This is a genomic window from Oscillatoria sp. FACHB-1406, from assembly GCF_014698145.1.
Taxonomy (GTDB): domain Bacteria; phylum Cyanobacteriota; class Cyanobacteriia; order Cyanobacteriales; family Spirulinaceae; genus FACHB-1406.
Genome location: NZ_JACJSM010000011.1, coordinates 1 through 13,185, shown reverse-complemented (window position 1 = coordinate 13,185; position 13,185 = coordinate 1). Strand labels below are relative to the sequence as shown.

Genomic DNA, 13,185 nt, shown 5'->3' with positions numbered 1-13,185 from the left:
GCGGATCGAGCAAAAAGCGTCTCTCTTTTGGTAGGCTCGAGCTACTCTTTATTGCCAGAGGCAAGTTCGCAGGTTAACGGACAAGCGAAGGGAAGTTTAGGATTGAGCCAATTCAGCCATCGGACTTGATGGGGATATAAGCCTTTTTTACTCGCGATCGCAGCACCGATAATAATAAAAAGAAGGTTTAAAGTTACGAAACTACTGGCTGCGATCGCGATTGGGTTCAGCAGCCCGAAGAACCCAGTTAGGGCAGAGAACGCCGCGATTGCTAAGACGAGCAATCCCACCGGAACGCTCAAGGCAAGCGAGAAAGCTGCTAGCGTTGCGCTCCACAATAAAAAGCTTTTGAGCGGAGGTAAGGCGAATTTCGGGGCCAGGATTTTGTGTTGGACTAACACGGCGATCTTTTCCTCTCAATTTAAAGAATTTTTGATAATGTAAAATTCATGAAAACTTGCTTTCGATTCACCAAAAATTTCTCGATGAATCTATCAGTCCGATGAGTCAGCGAGATGCTCTCACGCTTCCATACAGATCGACTTTTTAAAACCTTAAAAACTTTGCATTTTGTGCATTTTTAACTTCCGCGAATGTCTTCCCTCACAGACACGCGAGAATCTTTATAGATTGTAGGAGTTTTTCAAGTTAGATGAGCGATTTTTAATTAAAGTTAATACAAGCTCGGCACAATTCCGGGAAAACCGCAGGCGATAATACCAGTTCTCCGAGTTCGGACGACACATCTTGAGGCTGAAACCCCTAATATATCTAGGTTTCTTCCTTTTTAATTTTTAATGGGTATAAGGTTCTCAAAAACCGGGTTTTTTCGGAGGGCTACCCGCGATCGCGCTTCGGGTCAAAGATCGAGCCTTCCCGAGCATTCCAAGGTATTGCCTCTCCTAACTCTCGGTACGGAGAAAATGAGTCGCGATCGCGACCCCTGAAATAGCCTTGATGGAGAAGTTAATATTTTGTAACAATAAGGGTAATATTTCTCAGAAATGGAACGTTAAGGAGGCAGAAGTAGGATTCGCGATCGAGGATTTAGTTATGATTGAATGAACTCAACTTGCTCGATCGGGACTTATAGCACGACGAGACCAAAAACCGGGTTTATTCGTCGCTCTGTGGCCAACTTAACGATTTTCCATTGCCATCGGGTTTTTTTCGCGTAAGTCCTCCCTAAATCAGTCTGTATCCATCCATTTCAAAAAAAGCGCGGTAGTTGAAACATGACAGAACGACAACCCCAGCGTCCAGCCGTCCCCCCTCCGCCAGCAATGGGCCGCCCGCCTGCTCCTCCACCAGGAGGAATCGCTGGGGCCAGAGGTGCATCCGACGTAACGCGACAGATGACGCAGGCCATGCCCGCAAGACCGCCAATGATGCCGCGTCCGAGCGCGCCGCCCGCACGAGGGCAGGTCGCGCAACCGGCAGCCGCGCCAGCGCAATCGAACAAACCGCAGCGTTCGCCGGGAAATCCGACTTTAAACGAGCTTGTCCACGAAGCCCACGAGAAAGGCTTTTCAGATATTCACCTCGGGGTGGGTGAAGTGCCGCGAATGCGCGATCGCGGCGAAATCTCAGTGACCGAGTACCCCGAAACCGACGAAAACACCTTCTACAGTTGGTTGCACGAAGTTCTCACCGACCAAGAAATTCAGCGCTTCAAAGATACCAAAGAATACGACGGCGCGACGCAGTATGAATTCGCGCGGGTGCGGATTAACGTATTTGATTCTCTCACCGGCCCCGCGATCGTCATGCGGTTGATTCCCTTAAAAATTCTCACCATCGACCAATTGCGTTTGCCGCCAATTTTCCGGGATATCTCCGACGCGCACAAAGGCATGGTGTTGGTAACAGGGCCGACGGGTTCCGGGAAATCGACGACCTTGGCCGCGATGATCGATTACATCAATAAAGAACACGCCAAAAACATTATCACCATCGAAGATCCGGTTGAATTCGTGCATAAAAGCCGGAAATCGTTAATTAAACAGCGGGAAGTCGGACAACACACGCTGTTATTCGATAACGCGCTTAAGGCCTCCTTGCGGGAAGACCCCGACATCATTCTGGTGGGGGAAATGCGGGATAAAGGCACAGTGAACACCGCCCTCAAAGCAGCGCAAACGGGTCACTTGGTTATGGGAACGCTGCACACCAACAGCGCCATCAAAACCATCGAGCGGATTCTGACGTTGTACACCGCTGAAGAACAGGATGCCATGCGGGTTGCCATTGCCGAATCGTTGGTTGCGGTGATCGCCCAAGGGTTGTGTCGTACCACCGACGGTAAGCGCGCCGCTTACCACGACATCTTGGTGAATACGGAAACGATGAAAGAGTATATTCGTAAAGGCAATTACGAAGAGATGCACGAGTTGATGAGAGATGGGGAATTCGACGGTATGATTACGATGAACCAATCGCTGTTCAATCTCTATCAAGAAGGGCGCATTACTGAGGAAACAGCCTTGGAATGTTCGCCGACAACCAACGAAATGTCTATGATGCTGCGCGGTCGTATCTAAGACGGTCGGAGCAAGGGTATGAGTTGCCGAGTCAGGTGCGGCGTGCGCCACTGAAGAATAGACGCGCTAACCTTAAGGAACCATGCCCTTGCGATCGCAATATGTATTCATCTTCCCTCGATCCGAGTCGCGCACCGTTACGCGGCTCCGTACCGGATCGCACCCCCGAATTATTCAAAGGAATCGCCCTGTTTACCCCCGGCGGCGATCTCGTCTATTGCCTCGATCCTGAAAAACAGGGTCGATGGCATTTTCAACTCTGTAGCGCTCTCCAGGAAATTTTTGGGCTGCCCGAACCGCCGCACTTTCTCGTTCCAGGCTACACCGCTACCCTAGACCGCTGGCTCAATCCGAAAACGAAAGAGATTGAAATCTTTGCTGAAGTCCATCCGCCCGTCCAGCATCATCAAACCCTGCTCAATGCTGTCTTCGGAACGGGAAATTTAGTCTGGCAGATTGCGCCCTGGCAAGACGCTTCCTGCGACCCAACCCTCCTCGAATCCTATCGCTCCGAGTTTCCGCAACTGTGGGAGGAACGCGAATTAATCGTCAATTATCAAAACGACTCGAGCTTGAAGGGAGCGGTGCGAAGTCGGGTGAGTGCAAATGAGGCGCATTCCGAGACTCCCGGCTACGTGCTGCGGTTGTTTGTTTCCGGTAGCAGTGCCTCAACCGAGAAAACTCTGCAACGAATCCATCAGCTTTTAGAAACCGGACTGCCTTATCCCTATACCTTGAAAGTGATCGATATTTACAAGCATCCCGAAGAAGCAGAGTCGAATCAAGTTTCCGCAACTCCTACCCTTGTGCGAGTTCTGCCCGAACCCGTGCGGCGCATTGTCGGAGACTTAGACAATTTGGAGCGCGTGTTACAAGTAATTTTTAACTATTGACTTTTTGTATGCAATGTGGCTCGATAGGTGGATTAGCGTAAAGCCAGCCAAAGACTCGCGCCCAATAGTCCCCCCGCCATTAACCAACCCCGATTGAGGTCGCACCACGCCTTCAACCCGGCCATTCCTCCAACGCGGTATGTTACCCGTTCGGTTTCCGGTTGTAATTGCGAGACATCTCGATACAGCGTACAAGTTTTCGCATCGGGACGCTGGGGAAACGTACAAGAATCATCTCGATCGTACAGACAACTCTCGCACAAAGAAGCTTGCTTTGTCGCGCGATGTAAAGGAATTCCCGGATGTCCGAAGGCTTTCAGCGTCTCGTTGCAGTGAGGACAACGCAGCGCGTCGGTGGTAACGGGGTTATCGCACTGGGGACAAGAAGGCATAAGCAAAAGGTATATCCCAATACTGTATAGATGCAGCGATCGCTGCCACTATCGTCAACCGCTTGCTCCTATTCTATATAAATTATCAAAAAAATTGGGTTTACCACCCCCTACGTTCGGCAAACGTACTCAGCAAACCCCCTGCCAATCGGAACGCTCGATCGTAGTCTCCTAGCCCCTTGTTTCCAAAACTGTAACCAGCCTTACTTTGTTCGACATCTATTTTACAATCGCCATTAGGTTGAATACTCCTTAAATACTCCTTCAGACTCGAACCGCAGCCCCTAGATTACAACTGCGGTTCTTTTTCATGTATTTTTTGGGTAAACCCTATAGGCGATCTTACTCTTCACTGGTTACGATAGAAAATAAATATAAGCGTGCTGGGCAGAATTAAAAATTTAAAATCCTTGAAAGCCTCTCACGCCTTTTCAAGGATATTTATAGACCTGACTGCATCTGCCAGCTAGCGTCTTTTTCTTCCTAAAGAGTTTCCTTCCTCAAATTGTTCCGCTAAAACCGTTCTCGGTTTCATCAAAACCAACGCAAAAGCACGCTTACCTACTTGCCGTTCGCTGCTATAGATGTATGTTAACACTTGCTCGCATTCATTCTTCTTCCAAAAAAAAATTCAAAGCCAAGAAAACAGCTTAGATGTTAGATACTCGCGCTGCTAAAAATTCCTAAACGTTCCTAACGATTTTTTGTATGAAATCTTCCTTTTTTTCTGGGTGTTACGGGTTTGGCTTACTCCTTGGGTTTTGGGTGCGGGCAGCGTGTTTTGCGCCTCCAGCTTTAGCCCAAACGATTGTCCCCGCTGCTGATGCTACAGGAACGCAGGTTTTAGTCAACGGCAACCGTATCGATATTTTCGGCGGTAGTCTATCGGCAGATAAAGCCAACTTATTTCATAGCTTTCAAGCCTTTAATCTCGATGCTAATAGCGTTGCCAATTTTCTCTCGAATCCGAGTATCGCGAATATCTTAGCGCGCGTTACCGGCGGCGATCCATCGGTGATTAACGGCTTAATTCAAGTTAGCGGCGGCAACTCCAATCTCTACTTAATGAATCCGGCTGGAATCATCTTTGGTGCGGGAGCGAGTTTGAATGTCCCAGCCGATTTCACCGCAACAACAGCAACAGGAATCGGCTTCAATAATGGCGGTTGGTTTAATGCGTTTGGCGATAATAATTACCTCGCTTTAAACGGTACGCCCAATCAATTTGCGTTCGACTCCTCCTCAGCGGGTGCAATTGTCAATGCTGGAAACTTAGCCGTCGATGCCGGAAAAAACTTAAGTTTATTAGGCGGAACCGTTGTTAATACGGGAACGCTAACTGCGAATGCTGGAAATATTGCAATTGCAGCGATTCCCGGTAGTAGTTCCGTCAAAATTTCTCAACCCGGATCCCTCCTCAGTCTCGAAATTCAGCCGCCTCGCGATCTTAACGGTCAAGTTCTCCCGTTCAACGCCTTACAACTGCCCCAACTCCTCACCAGTTCCGCCACTCAAAATGTAAATACTGGCTTAACCCTTAACGCGAGTAACCAAGTTCAGTTAGCGAGTTCCGGAAGCACGATTCCAACGACAAACGGAACGACAGTTATTTCCGGAAGCCTCAATGCGAGTGGAACCTCTGGCGGAAATATTGACGTATTGGGACAAAAGATAGCCCTAATCGGCGCGAACTTAAATGCTTCGGGAAGCGAGGGCAGCGGCGGCAATATTCGTATCGGTGGCGATTACCAAGGACAGGGGAATGTTCCCAATGCGGCGCGAACTTATGTCAGCCAAGATTCAGTTTTAAATGCTAATGCCGGTTTGAACGGGAACGGCGGCAGAATTATCAATTGGTCGAACGAAGTGACCGGATTTTATGGAAGTGCTAGCGCCAGAGGGGGCATTAATTCAGGCAACGGCGGTTTTATTGAAATTTCCGGGAAAGACAAATTAGTCTTTAATGGAAATGCGGATGCAGGAGCGAGTAACGGTCTTCTCGGTACAATTTTATTCGACCCCAGAGATATTAATATTATTGCGGGTGCAGGGGCGGATGATGCTCAACTCGACGATAATCAAATTTTGGCGGGTGATGTAGATGCTTTTACGGACTTTACCATCGGCGCGACTAAATTACTGTCTTTATCAGGCGATATTATCTTACAAGCCAGTCGCGATATCAACCTCAATACTTCGTTAGATTTTAGCCCTACGTCGGTTACCAGCATCTCATTCAGCGCGTTACGAGACTTTAACGGTGCGGGACAAAGTATTGCCTTAGAAGGAGACGCTACGGGTGGGCGTTTTATTGAGATTACTGCGGGAAATAATATCGCGATTGGTAACATTAACACGAGTTTTGGTAGTAATGACCCTCAAGTAATAGGGGCAGATATTCGTTTAAACGCTGGAGGTAGCGTGACAACCGGGGATATTAATACTTCTGCGACTACCACAGCGTCGAGTCCGGTTACAGCAACGGGTGGTATAGTCACGATTGATGCAGGCGGCGCTATTAATACAGGCACGATTACTACCATTGCTACAGGAAGCGGTTATGGAACGGTAGCTAAAGGGGGTGACGTTACTTTGACATCGGGTAGCACGATTAATGCAGGCGCGATTACTTCTACGGCTACAGCCTCACTAAGCGGTTCTGGAACGACGGCAATAGCCACAGGCGGCGAAATTAAACTGATATCGGGCAGCGCCATGAATGTCGGTGCGATCGCTTCTACTGCTAGTGCAAACGGTTTAGGGCCAGTAAGCGCTCGAGGGGGTGACATTACTTTGGCATCGGGTAGCACGATTAATGCAGGCGCGATTACTTCAGCCGCAATCGGAAACAATATTAGTGTAGGTTCGGCAGATGGACGAGGGGGAGATGTCAGCCTGAAATCGGAACCAACTCCCGGTAGCGATATTCAATTTACCAGCATTACAACAACGGGACAGGGTGATTCTACGGGTACGGGGCAAGGCGGTAAGGTGGATGTCCTTGCGACTGGGCGAGTGCGGGGAACGGGGGCAGGGACAACGATTGATACCCAAGGAATTGTAACGGGTGGACCGAAAATTGCGGGGACGGTGACAATTCAGCACGATGGCGGACCGAATAACGATCCCTTCATTATCGGGGATGCGACGAGCGTTAATGGGTTGGCAGGGGCGATTAATACGGATGGAACTCCTCTGGCTGCGGGTTCTTTTGACATGAAACCGACGGGAGGTTCCGACGTGCCGCAGCCGAATATTACGATTACCTCGATTAATACGCCTCCCGTTATTGCACCATTTACCAATCCCGTAACCACTTTACAACCCGGTCAATCTTTTCAAATTACTTTTGCCGATATTGAAAAGCAAGTAACGGATGCTAATTTAGATGATTTTATTAATAATTCCATCGTTATTAGTAACATTACGGGGACGGGAACGCTGACGTTACTTCGCGGTGGAAGTTCAATCGTTTTGACGGCGGGTTCGTCGCAAAAGTTGATAGTTGGCGATGTTTTAAGCTTTACTACCGATTCTAATTTTACGGGATTGGTTAATTTATTTGATGTCGTGGCTGACGATCGCATTCCGTTCTCTAACTCGCAATCGGTACAACTTCAAGTTAATCTCGCTCAAAACCCCGATCGCCCCCCAAACCCCGATCGCCCCCCAAACCCAAATAACGATATTCCAACCAACCCCAGCCCGCTTAGATTCCCCTTAGATACTTGTCCTCCTTATTGTGGCGGCGGTAGCGATGTACTCAAGCAACCAACCCCCGAAGTTACAACGAGTACGCTAGAGGGTATCGAAGAACGCTTTACTAACGATTTTGTTGGCTACGGAGGCAGCGCAGAAATTCATTTTAGTTCTCTCGATAACGTTCGGGAAATTTTACACGATATTGAAGATAATACTGGAGAAAAACCCGCTATTCTCTATGTGACTTTTGTCCCCATTGATGCGAACCGAACAAACCCGGATACGGATGAATTAGAGTTAATGATGGTTACGGCAAAAGGAACTCCTTATCGCCGCCGAATCGAGGGCGTGACGCGCGCGCAAGTGATGGAAGTTGCCAATCGATTTCGCAGCGCTGTGACGAATGTTAGTCGTCGAACTGCTTATCTCGCGCCTTCAAAACAGTTGTACGACTGGATAATTGCACCCGTGCAGGAACAGTTAAAGTTGCGGGAAATTACGAATATTTCTTTTATTTTGGATGCTGGGTTGCGATCGCTCCCCGTTGCAGCGCTTCACGATGGCAACAAGTTCATCATCGAACAGTATAGCGTCGGATTGATGCCGAGTCTATCGCTCGTCGATACGCGCTACCGCGATATTAAAAATTTACCCGTGCTGGGTATGGGTTCTGATACCTTTGTCGATTTACCGCCCCTCCCGGCGGCATCCTTGGAATTGCAACTTATTACTCAAAATGTGTGGAAGGGAGAAGAGTTATCAGGAAGTGATTTCACTCAAGAAAAGCTAATTGAAACGCGCAATGCTACGCCTTACAGTATCGTTCACCTCGCTTCTCATGCTGAGTTCAATTCGGGCAAATCAGAGAATTCTTTCATCCAGTTTTGGGGAGATTCGCGCTTGAGTTTAGATCGAATTCGCCAACTCAAATTAGCACAGCCGCCGGTAGATTTGTTGGTCTTAAGTGCCTGTCGCACGGCATTGGGCGATCGCGACGCGGAACTCGGATTTGCGGGGCTTGCTGCCCAAGCAGGGGTAAAATCAGTGCTGGGCAGTCTGTGGTATGTCAGCGATGAAGGAACGCTGGGTTTGATGGTGGGTTTTTACGAACAGTTGAAAACGGCATCGATTAAGGCTGAAGCATTGCGGCAGGTACAGTTAGCGATGAGTCAAGGAAAAGTTCGCTTGGAAAAAGGACAATTAGTAACGCCGCAAGGGAGTTTTCCGCTAACGCCTGAATTAGTCCAGTTGGGCGATCGCAATTTAACTCATCCTTACTATTGGAGTGCTTTTACCTTAGTCGGGAATCCGTGGTAAATAATTGATAATGAATAATAGATAATGAATAATGGATAATGTTGAGGCAGTCAGAAGTTGAAGGGTTGGTCTGGGTCAAAAAGACTCCGAACATTATCAATTAATTGTCCATTGTAAATTATTCATTATTCACTATTCATTATTCATTATAAAATGCGATCGCGCAGCACTTTCTCGATTTGAGCGCTCACCTTCTCCACCTCCAAACTCGCATCAATACGAACGATACGCTGCGGATTGTCTCCAGCCAGTTGCTCGAACCCAGCGCGAACCCGCTTATGAAAGGTTAATTCTGCCGCTTCCATGCGATCGCGCACAGAACGCCGTCTCGCCCGTTCTAAGCCAATTTCGACCTCTAAATCCAACCACAGGGTTAAATCGCTCTTTAATCCTCCCGTGGCGATACGATTGAGTTGTTCGATCATCTCGAGGTTAAGACCGCGACCGTACCCTTGATACGCAACCGTCGAATCCGTGTAGCGATCGCATAAAATTATCGTATTGTCAGCCAGAGCGGGTCTTAAACAAGTTTCGACGTGCTGGGCGCGATCGGCGGCGTAAAGCAGCAGTTCCGTGCGATTGTGGGGCGTTTCTGAGGCTGTTGCGCGATCGAGTAACAAGCTGCGAATGCTCGTCCCCAGGTGCGTTCCGCCCGGTTCCCGCGTGACGAGTAGCGGAATGTGTGGGGGGAGATGTCGGGAAAGCCAAGCGCGCGTCCTCTCGATTTGAGTCGTTTTCCCCGCGCCTTCGCCGCCCTCGAATACAATGAGTTTTCCATTCATGCGCAAATTTTCCTCGCTTCAATCGACCGAACTATCCGGATGACGAGTATCGCACTAAGAAAGGTGTTGAGCGCAAAGGATTTTGAGTGTTTTTTTTGCTTCTGCTTTCTTTGCGCCGTCAGTTCGGCTGATGGCTCGCTTCAACTCTCCATAATATCTTGCCGTCCTCGCTTTTCCTGCTTTTTTCCTTCCACCTCTAAGTTTGCGAATTTCCAGTAATTTTACTGAAGTTCGATTAACCTTCAAGGAAATGGGTCGGCGAAAAAAGAATTGGATGCCGATCTTTGCGAGATCGGATGTCAGGACGCTTCGATTATGATAGGAGAGTCTACCTAAACTTGATTTCTGGGGTCGAGAATATGGCTCGTTATGTATGCTCATTTACGCTAGCAGTTCCAATTGAAAACCTCTTCCCCTCCCTGCGGGAAGTTCTAAAATCTTGCAATTTTGAAATTCTTTACGATGCAGGCGATTATTTAATGGGGCGCGAAGTTCCCGGACATATTGCTTTTTCAAAGCTAGTCACAGCCGAAGTTTTAGTCGATCGCACCACAGCGACGGCTCGGGAAGTCCGCATGAGCTTAGTGATTAAAAATGAAGAACTTCCTCTCCAGCTTGACAACCACTGCCGACAAATCTTTGAGTCGGTTCAACGAGCGATCGCAGAAAGCGATCGCTGGCAACTGCTCGAAAGTGTTAGTTCTTGACTCTGGCTTCGCTCTGGCGACGCGGCAACGCTACTCTGTTTGCCGCGTCCCGACTCGAATCTTCTAGCGCGGGGCTAGGAGAACGTTAAGTTTTCTATTAATTTAAAAAATCGGGGCGCGCGCCTTGATTTTCCTGCAAAGATTGCTCGATCGCATCCCAATTTTCCCCCTCGATCTCTTCAATCAGCGTATCGAGTACCTGCCGGTATTGACGGAGCGATCGCGCTAATTCGAGGCGATTGTGACGCGCGATCGCAACGCCCAACTCCGGATTGCCGCCGCCAATGCGACTGGTATCCCGAAAACCAGAACTAGCAAGCTTTTGAGCCAGTTGTAAGACTTCCGAGTCCGATTCGCGTAGGCAAGTTTGGATCAATCCCGCACTGGCAAACAAGGGTAGATGAGAAATAAAAGCCACGGCGCGATCGTGCCGCGCGGGAGAACAAATATACAAGCGAGCGTCCAGCAAACCGACTAAATCTTCAACAACTTTAAGAGCGGTAGCAGGCGTTGTTTCCGTGGGGGTGAGAACGTAAGGCGCACCGGCGAATAAGTTCGCTTGTGCCGCCTCTATCCCTTGTTCGGCGGTTCCTGCCATCGGGTGTCCGCCGACAAAATTTGGCGACAATTTCGAGCAAGTCGCCGCGATCGATTGCTTGACCGACCCCACATCGGTAAGAATCGTATTAGATGACACTAAGGGGATCAGTTGTTGGACGGTTGGCGCGATCGCACTCAGGGGAGTACAAATAAAAATAACGTCCGCTTTTTGTAAGAGCGCCAAATCGACGCTCGCTTCGTCAACCGCCCCGCGATCGCGCGCGATTTCGCAAACGGAACGGCGGCGGGAAACCCCCAAAACCTCCAGCCCGCGCGATCGCAAATCCAAACCCAGCGATCCCCCAATCAAACCCAGTCCGACAATCCCAACTTTCATGAAATTACCCTAAATTCTCTCGCGCCAAAAACAGCCTCTTTAACCCCGTTTTTCTGGGGGCGCGCCCAAAGCGAATCGCCTTCGCCCATAAACCATCGCCCCGTAAAAGACATCCTTCTTGCTACCATACATTGAGTTTCTCGCGCAATCCCAGCCCACCTAAACCTTTGCCGCTCTACCCACCCTTCGACAACTGCGACTTAAAGCCAGGATGAATGTTAAAGAACTGATTACTCAATACGCAGCGGGAGTCCGAGACTTTCGTGGAGTCAATCTTAACGAGGCAAATCTAAGAGGAGTCAGACTGAGCGAGATTAATTTAAGCGGTGCCAATCTCAATATTGCCAATCTCAGTGGTGCTAATCTCAGCCGCGCCAACCTCGATCGAGCGCGCTTGAATGTCGCCCGACTCAACGCCGCCAATCTCTCGGGCGCAAAGCTCAATCGCGCCCTCCTCAACGTTGCCAATCTCATTCGCGCCGATCTCGGTAAAGCCGAATTAGTCGAAGCTTTAATTATGCGCGCCGAATTAGTTCGCGCCGAACTCAGCGGCGCGAATCTCACCAGCGCCAATCTCACGGGAACCGATCTGCGCGAAGCAACCCTGCGAGGTGCAAATTTGAGCTATTGCAACCTGAGTGAAGTCAATTTGCGCGATGCGATTCTGACCGGCGCAATTCTCGAGCAGGTTATCCTCAGCAGTGCCGATATCAGTCGCACCGATTTGAGTGGCGCGAACTTGCGCGATGCCGAACTCTCTCAAGCCAATCTCAATCGCGCTAACCTCAGCGGTGCAGATCTACATCGCGCTAATTTACGCTGGGTGGATTTAAGCGGCGCTAATTTACGCTGGGCGGATTTAAGCCAGACGAAACTGAGTGGGGCAAATTTGATAGGGGCAGATTTGAGTCATGCTAATTTAGTCAATACCAGTCTGGTTCACGCCGATTTAACCCAAGCGCGCTTGATTGATGTTGAGTGGGGTGGGGCAGATTTAACCGGGGCTATCCTGACGGGAACGAAGCTGCACGGCGTTTCCTGTTATGGTTTAAAAACAGAAGGCTTAGTCTGCGACTGGCTCGATCTCAGTCCGGGCGGCGATCGCACTCAAGTTTTGCGCCTTACCCCCGAAAAAGCACAGAAGTTTTTTAACCAAACGCTTCCTACTATTCAAGTGATGGTGGATTCGCCCTACAATCTCTCCTCGAACTTAATTCTCGCTCAAATGTACGAGCAAATCGCCCGAGTTTGCCCCGATTTGAAACAAGCCCCGGGTGTTGAAGTCAGCGCGCGGCGAACTTATTTGGAGTTTCGCGTTGAAAATAACGAGCAATTATTTATCGTTGCTTACTGCGCAATCTTTCCGTTTAAAGATGCAGAGAGTGCTAAAAAACATCTCTTGATGTTATTGGAAATGCTGCAATCGCAGAGCTTGGAAACGCTCGGCGTATCGATTCACCAGCAACTTCGGCTCATTAGCGCGAACGTCAATCGCACGATCGAACAGTTACGCGAGTTGAGCGCTCAAAAGCAAAAATTTCTGAGCGCCGATGATGGTTTCCTTCATGCTTATACCCATACCGTTTTAACGAACTCCGATAAGAAAACGCTCGATATCTACCATCATCCTTTCTTCGGTCGCCGTCAGAGTCATTCTTCTTATTCTAATTTTCAGGATAATAACTACACGGGAGATTGGCCTGAGAATAACGAGAATTCCGATACCGTTTTGCCCCCGATCAAAAGCGCTCTTCAATTCATTCAAGATTTTTTTAGCTCGGATCTCTCTCCCACTCTAACCTCAGAGAAGTAAGTTGACACTCCCCGTACTAAAGTAACGGGGATTCCTGATTCAGCGAGACAACTTGCCAACTAGATTTGCGTCTAGTTGACAGAGGTCGAACTCTCCCCAGGC

At 49.0% G+C, this 13,185-nt stretch carries 9 protein-coding genes; 5 read left to right on the top strand and 4 right to left on the bottom strand.

Going from position 1 to position 13,185, the window contains the following annotated elements; all coding sequences use genetic code 11:
• Positions 1-41: 41 nt before the first annotated feature.
• On the bottom strand, positions 42-401 hold the full coding sequence (locus tag H6G50_RS12515; RefSeq protein ID WP_190716712.1) for a hypothetical protein: 360 nt from the start codon (positions 399-401) through the stop codon (positions 42-44).
• An 834-nt stretch (positions 402-1,235) separates the two neighbouring features.
• On the opposite strand from H6G50_RS12515, the gene H6G50_RS12510 reads away from it, so the two are divergent.
• Together H6G50_RS12510 and H6G50_RS12505 are read left to right on the top strand one after the other, a co-directional pair.
• Positions 1,236-2,540: a type IV pilus twitching motility protein PilT gene (locus tag H6G50_RS12510; RefSeq protein ID WP_190716710.1), complete on the top strand. Its 1,305-nt coding sequence runs from the start codon at positions 1,236-1,238 to the stop codon at positions 2,538-2,540.
• Between the two features lie 101 nt (positions 2,541-2,641).
• Positions 2,642-3,433 carry a circadian clock KaiB family protein gene (locus H6G50_RS12505; protein WP_190716708.1) on the top strand — a complete coding sequence of 264 codons (792 nt, stop codon included), beginning with the start codon at positions 2,642-2,644 and terminating at the stop codon, positions 3,431-3,433.
• A gap of 32 nt (positions 3,434-3,465) precedes the next feature.
• Here H6G50_RS12505 and H6G50_RS12500 read toward each other — a convergent pair whose 3' ends face one another.
• Positions 3,466-3,825, bottom strand: a complete 360-nt coding sequence (locus H6G50_RS12500) for a zinc ribbon domain-containing protein (RefSeq protein WP_190716706.1) — start codon at positions 3,823-3,825, stop codon at positions 3,466-3,468.
• A gap of 708 nt (positions 3,826-4,533) precedes the next feature.
• Between H6G50_RS12500 and H6G50_RS12495 the strand changes: the two genes are divergently transcribed.
• Entirely contained in the window at positions 4,534-8,844 is a 4,311-nt protein-coding gene (locus H6G50_RS12495) for a CHAT domain-containing protein (protein ID WP_190716704.1), read from the top strand.
• A 146-nt stretch (positions 8,845-8,990) separates the two neighbouring features.
• Here the strand turns inward: H6G50_RS12495 and tmk are convergent, their stop codons facing one another.
• Entirely contained in the window at positions 8,991-9,626 is a 636-nt protein-coding gene (gene tmk / locus H6G50_RS12490) for a dTMP kinase (protein ID WP_190716702.1), read from the bottom strand.
• A 359-nt stretch (positions 9,627-9,985) separates the two neighbouring features.
• On the opposite strand from tmk, the gene H6G50_RS12485 reads away from it, so the two are divergent.
• Positions 9,986-10,333: a hypothetical protein gene (locus tag H6G50_RS12485; RefSeq protein WP_190716701.1), complete on the top strand. Its 348-nt coding sequence runs from the start codon at positions 9,986-9,988 to the stop codon at positions 10,331-10,333.
• Between the two features lie 97 nt (positions 10,334-10,430).
• Here the strand turns inward: H6G50_RS12485 and H6G50_RS12480 are convergent, their stop codons facing one another.
• Positions 10,431-11,270, bottom strand: a complete 840-nt coding sequence (locus H6G50_RS12480) for a prephenate/arogenate dehydrogenase (RefSeq protein ID WP_190716699.1) — start codon at positions 11,268-11,270, stop codon at positions 10,431-10,433.
• A 211-nt stretch (positions 11,271-11,481) separates the two neighbouring features.
• On the opposite strand from H6G50_RS12480, the gene H6G50_RS12475 reads away from it, so the two are divergent.
• On the top strand, positions 11,482-13,083 hold the full coding sequence (locus H6G50_RS12475) for a pentapeptide repeat-containing protein (RefSeq protein ID WP_190716697.1): 1,602 nt from the start codon (positions 11,482-11,484) through the stop codon (positions 13,081-13,083).
• Positions 13,084-13,185 lie beyond the last annotated feature (102 nt).

Bases quoted from the DNA above. Each gene is read 5' to 3' on its own strand.
- H6G50_RS12510 (WP_190716710.1), top strand. From the start codon at position 1,236: ATGACAGAACGACAACCCCAGCGTCCAGCCGTCCCCCCTCCGCCAGCA.
- H6G50_RS12505 (WP_190716708.1), top strand. From the start codon at position 2,642: ATGTATTCATCTTCCCTCGATCCGAGTCGCGCACCGTTACGCGGCTCC.
- H6G50_RS12500 (WP_190716706.1), bottom strand. From the start codon at position 3,825: ATGCCTTCTTGTCCCCAGTGCGATAACCCCGTTACCACCGACGCGCTG.
- H6G50_RS12495 (WP_190716704.1), top strand. From the start codon at position 4,534: ATGAAATCTTCCTTTTTTTCTGGGTGTTACGGGTTTGGCTTACTCCTT.
- tmk (WP_190716702.1), bottom strand. From the start codon at position 9,626: ATGAATGGAAAACTCATTGTATTCGAGGGCGGCGAAGGCGCGGGGAAA.
- H6G50_RS12485 (WP_190716701.1), top strand. From the start codon at position 9,986: ATGGCTCGTTATGTATGCTCATTTACGCTAGCAGTTCCAATTGAAAAC.
- H6G50_RS12480 (WP_190716699.1), bottom strand. From the start codon at position 11,270: ATGAAAGTTGGGATTGTCGGACTGGGTTTGATTGGGGGATCGCTGGGT.
- H6G50_RS12475 (WP_190716697.1), top strand. From the start codon at position 11,482: ATGAATGTTAAAGAACTGATTACTCAATACGCAGCGGGAGTCCGAGAC.